At 35.2% G+C, this 4,964-nt stretch carries 4 protein-coding genes; 1 reads left to right on the forward strand and 3 read right to left on the reverse strand.

The annotated features are described in order from the left end of the window. Positions 1 to 249: 249 nt before the first annotated feature. Both F6K54_RS40140 and F6K54_RS40145 read right to left on the reverse strand, forming a co-directional pair. Positions 250 to 909 (reverse strand): ElyC/SanA/YdcF family protein, encoded by a 660-nt coding sequence (locus F6K54_RS40140; RefSeq protein ID WP_293089943.1) that lies wholly within the window; start codon positions 907 to 909, stop codon positions 250 to 252. 858 nt (positions 910 to 1,767) lie between these two features. Further along, positions 1,768 to 2,436 carry a DUF2301 domain-containing membrane protein gene (locus F6K54_RS40145; RefSeq protein WP_293089945.1) on the reverse strand — a complete coding sequence of 223 codons (669 nt, stop codon included), beginning with the start codon at positions 2,434 to 2,436 and terminating at the stop codon, positions 1,768 to 1,770. A gap of 97 nt (positions 2,437 to 2,533) precedes the next feature. Between F6K54_RS40145 and F6K54_RS40150 the strand changes: the two genes are divergently transcribed. Further along, complete coding sequence (locus F6K54_RS40150; RefSeq protein WP_293089947.1) at positions 2,534 to 3,160, forward strand: calcium-binding protein; 627 nt, start codon at positions 2,534 to 2,536, stop codon at positions 3,158 to 3,160. Between the two features lie 748 nt (positions 3,161 to 3,908). On the opposite strand, the gene F6K54_RS40155 is transcribed toward F6K54_RS40150, so the two are convergent. Then, positions 3,909 to 4,841, reverse strand: coding sequence for a spermidine synthase (locus F6K54_RS40155; RefSeq protein WP_293089949.1), 933 nt, complete (start codon positions 4,839 to 4,841; stop codon positions 3,909 to 3,911). Positions 4,842 to 4,964 lie beyond the last annotated feature (123 nt).

Here is a 4,964-nt window from a genome sequence, read left to right on the forward strand (position 1 = left end):
AAAGACTTTAGCCTTTTAGGGAACGAAAAAACTGCCTGGTATCACGTCTAAAACGCTCAAAAAGTTAGCATTTTGGGCAAGAGTTGAGCAGAAAAATCTTGGGACAAAACTTAGCTCCTATCTCCTCGCTCATTCCCATTTCTCCTGTCTCCTGTCTCCTGTCTCCTGTCTCCTACCCTCACCCATAAGACTTTTTCAGCAAACCCTAATTAATGCTTTCTCCTGTCTACTAACTCATAACATTCTTATTCAAGATTTCCAATTGACAAAACGGGTATAAAAATAAGCGATCGCCTCTCCAACAACAGTCCGCATACCTGCACTAGACTGCCACCATCTTTTGGGATTATAACCTTTAGGCTCAAGAGCAATCACACCAACTTGAATATCTGGACTGAAAATATTTCGATAAATCATCCAGCTACGGCGAGCGTGGGGTCCTAAAGTATAGATATTGATAGAGTCTACTTTGAGATTAGAGGTTGTTAGCCATTCTTTAACCGCAATAGCAGAGGCAGCAGTGCGATACTTAACAACTTGAGGAGTGGGTATAGCAACTACTCGGTCTGGATCGACACCCAAGGCAATTAAAGTTGCGGCTGTTATTTCGGCAAAGTTATTATACTCTGAGAGATAATGTCCTTTTCCTATGGGCGAACCTGTGGTAATTAATTTTTGATAAGTACCTTGATGAAATTCAGCGATCGCTAATTTTACTGCATAGTCAGACATCCAACCTTCAACTATTAGTATATCTGCTTTTATGGGGGAGTTTACTGCTAAGAATGAATAAATATTAAAGCAGCAAATCGCAATTAGAAAGATAATTAATCCTAGAATTAATATCCATGTCTGGATTGTTAAAATTAATTTTTGTAGCCATTGTAAAAAAATGTTTTTTGGATACATTGAAGTAATGAACTAATAAGTAAAGAAGAAAGAAAATAATAGATTCCAGATAATACTAAATCCGGTGGATAAAACAGATTTATAATTTTTTTCTGTTCTTTACTATTGACCTCGATCAGTAATTTCTTTGAAGTAAATTTGAGGATAATAATAATTACTAAAAACCTTACTATACTTGAGTGCTTTATAAGTTTGCAAAATCAAGGAAGAAGGAAGAGGGAAGAAGGTTTAAAAGCCTGAAAAAAACTTAAATTTCCTGTAGATATTCACCCTTGGGTTTACACACACGATCAAGTACGGACATGATATGATACAGCAAATTCCATCAGGCGTGAGGTACACTAATAGTAGACAAGATGCCTGCACTGGGAACATTTAATTGTTAATATAAGTACTTCATATACGACCGAATCTGCTGTAAATGTTATTATTCTGTATTTTTTTCCTGACTACTGACTATTGACTACTTTTACCGCAAAATCGTGGTCTAAAGCTTCCCCTGTTCAGGGGATAAAAAAAAGAGAATTCCGTATTTTTTTAGCCTCCTTATTGCAGAGGTACTGTTAACGCAGTTCCTCCGGAGGAGGCTAATATCATGTTCGGTTGAATACTTACACTTTGGAGGAAGGAAGGCAGGAGGCAACCCACCCCTAACCCCTCCCAGGAGGGGAAGGCAGAAGGGAAGAAAGGGTTAAAAGGGATAAAGTTTTTTTATAACTGATTATCCGAACATGATATAACTGATAACTTATAACTGAAATGAACCCATTTTTTAGATTTGGTATAACTACTTATCTATTAAAAAATACTCAATCTTCTTCACTTAATTTCAGGAATATTTACTGTTAATAGTTCTTTCTAGTTATGAGCTACTTCTTCCTGTTTTTTGTGTAAATATTCAAAAACACTCTTATCCCCAATGTCTGGAGGTATTGCTTGGAATACCTTTCGTATAGCAAAAATTATAAATAGAAACGCCCAAGTTCCCAAGAAAAACTCTTTGACTTCAAGTAATAAAAAGCCAACCAGATGAGATAGCAGTAAAAAAGGTACTAAAGGTGTGAGGAATTTTGTTTCTAGGCGGTTAAAACAAAAAGCTTCTTTGAAATAAATACCAGTTAAGGCAGCAAAGGTAAAACCAACACCTAAAATGGTAATTGGATTAGTGTAAACTACTAAAAGCAGTGGCTGAGTACTATTAATTGCTAAGATTATTGTAGTAATAGTCCCTATAATCCAAAATAGTTGGAGTAGTCGGTGCAAAATGGCCATATAGATATGAATAGTGACTAAACTTAGACCTAAAGCTAGACAAAAACAGCCATAGATGGGTGTCAGTGCTTTAATAACGGTTGGGTTGTCACCTTGCCATAGGACTAAGGCACTGCCTAATGCAAAACTCAGGGCAGCTATCATCAGGCCACTGCGGTAAATAATGACACTAAGGCGATCGCTTTTTGTTATAGTAAATTCTCCAAAATGTCCTTGATAAACTATGGGTTCTGGGGATTGTAGTATTTGTGTCATAATTTACTCCTAAATAAATATATATCGACTGATTTTTTAATTTTTTTTTAATTTATAGATATTCTTTAATCATTAACCTGGATAAGGGGAGAACTTCATGGCAAAATCTAATCAAAGACAAAATAAAAATAAGTCTCAACTTGATACCAGGAAACTAAAACCAATTGAGATTGATGAGACTATTATATCAGGGAAAACTGGTAAGCTGAATAATGGAGAAAATATAACTATCAGTGTACCTATTGAGGATTTTTTACAGCATATCGGTGCTTTTCAAGGGATGGAGGAAGAATATGAAACAGAACAAATTAACTTAGAGGTTTTTGAACAAAAGTTAGAGGAAATTTTCAATACAAATAATTTAAAGGTTAATCAAAGTAATTTAAAAAAATATTTTAAATATCTCAAGCAAAATATTGAATTTCCTTGTTTAGTGACAGGAATAGAAGAATTTGAGTGGGAAGAACATTATACTATGGGTTCAGGAAGTGAAAAAGAATATCAAAAGCTGAAGAAGAAAAAACCATCTTATACAGATGTGTTTAATCTCCTGAGATTAGATAACCAATTAAATGTAGAGTCTGGAATTTTAGCAGAACTGGAGCGCACTACAGATAGTCAGAAATTTACATTGCCACTAGCTGAATTAGAAGCTGTTATGGAAGATTCTGAGAATGCTGAATTATTAGAGGATTATTCTATGTGGTTTTTTACTTATCTATAATAGGGCTTGCTGATTAAATCTAAAAGCATTGACATATAAAGACTTTAGCTTTTTTTTTGTCTAAAAAAGTGCCTGATTTTCAGTCTGAAACGCTCAAAAAGGAGCGTACTTTAGGCTAATAGTTGGGCAAAAAAATCATTCTTACAATTCTTACTCCTACCTCCTCGTTCATTCCCATTTCTCCTGTCTCCTGTCTCCTGTCTCCTGTCTCCTACCTCTACTAAAAGACTTTTTCAGCAAACCCTATAATAGACCTCTGATAATTTCAGTTATCAGTTATCAGTTATCAGTTATCAGTTATCAGTACCTCTGCCTGAAGTAAAGTGAATTGAAATATTGAACTTGATTTTTTTTCATCCTCTTGAAAGGGGAGGCTTCAGACCTTATTTTTTGGTGAAAAAGATAAAGAGATAAACTTTTTGTAAAAGTAGGGAATTAGTTATGGAGGGAATAGGGAAGATATTTTTAGGAAAAAACACGAAAAATGATTTTTTGAGTTATTTTTACAACCCCAGTTTATCGCAAATAAAGGGCAAGTTTATTTTCTGGAGATGTCTAATAAATTGACAGTAGCCCTATAGTGCTAAAAGTAAAGATACATAAATAGATAATTTCCAACTTAATAATCTTATAGAAGTTATTCATTATGACTACTATATGTTTTTCTACCGATGGCTTTATTAGATATAATTTAAGTTATGAAATAATTTACAACTGCTTGATTTAATAGTAATTTTCTTGTTAATTTTCAATCTGAAACCTGAATAGATTTTGGTTGAGGTTTTAAAGTATATATCTGAGTTTCTGTAGCGATCGCCTGTCGTACATTTAAAGGTAGTTGCAGCATTCCCAACAAAGAAATACCATCCATTACTTTCAAACCACCGATAGTTTTTTGTGCTAACAAAAGGTCTACTTTTTCTGGGTTTGGTGTAGAGGAAAGTTCTTGCTCAGAAGCAATAATAAATCCTAATGGAGTTCCAAAACTGGCAGAATAAGGCTCTACAGAATAAGTATAATTAAACACAGTTTGTAAAGTTTTAAGCACGCGGACATGAAGATACATTTCGGCAGGAGAAATTGAACCTGCTTGTATCATAAAAACTCCATTAGGAGACAAAATTGGACGAATTTTTTGAAAGTATTCTTGAGTAAATAAGGGAAAAGACAGACCATACTCAATAGGATCGGTCAGATCGGAAATAATTACGTCCCAAGTTTCTGAAGAAGAGTTTAAAAAATTCTGGGCATCATCAATAATTAATTCTACGCGGGGGTCTTCAAAAGAATTTTGGTGCATTTCTGGCAAATACTTTTTGCAGGCATCTACTACTTCCCCATCTATATCAACCATAACTAATTTTTCTACAGTTTTCCAGCGTAATGCTTCTCGTAATGTTGCTCCTTCTGCACCTCCAAGTACTAGGACTTTGCGTGGGGACCCATGAAAAATCATTGCTGGATGTACTAAACATTCATGGTAGAGAAATTCTTCTTTAGTGCAAGACTGCCACTTATCATCTAATATTAGAGCTTTGCCATAACTACCTTCAACAATATACATTTCCTGATATTTAGTTTTTTGATAAACCAGCACTCGATCGATGCCATGTTTATAAATATCCCAAGGTGTAATTTGTTCGGCGAACCATAAGTTTGTATTAAGTTTAGCTCCTGCCATTGATTGTTTTCCTCTAAATAAAATAGTTGGGAGTGGGGGAGTGGGGGAGTGGGGGAGTAGGGGAGTAGGGGAGTGGGGGAGTGGGGGAGTGGGGGAGGGGGGGAGTGGGGGAGTGGGGGGGTA

It is taken from the genome of Okeania sp. SIO3B5, from assembly GCF_010692555.1.
Classification (GTDB): domain Bacteria; phylum Cyanobacteriota; class Cyanobacteriia; order Cyanobacteriales; family Microcoleaceae; genus Okeania.

Bases quoted from the DNA above. Each gene is read 5' to 3' on its own strand.
- F6K54_RS40150 (WP_293089947.1), top strand. From the start codon at position 2,534: ATGGCAAAATCTAATCAAAGACAAAATAAAAATAAGTCTCAACTTGAT.
- F6K54_RS40155 (WP_293089949.1), bottom strand. From the start codon at position 4,841: ATGGCAGGAGCTAAACTTAATACAAACTTATGGTTCGCCGAACAAATT.
- F6K54_RS40140 (WP_293089943.1), bottom strand. From the start codon at position 909: ATGTATCCAAAAAACATTTTTTTACAATGGCTACAAAAATTAATTTTA.
- F6K54_RS40145 (WP_293089945.1), bottom strand. From the start codon at position 2,436: ATGACACAAATACTACAATCCCCAGAACCCATAGTTTATCAAGGACAT.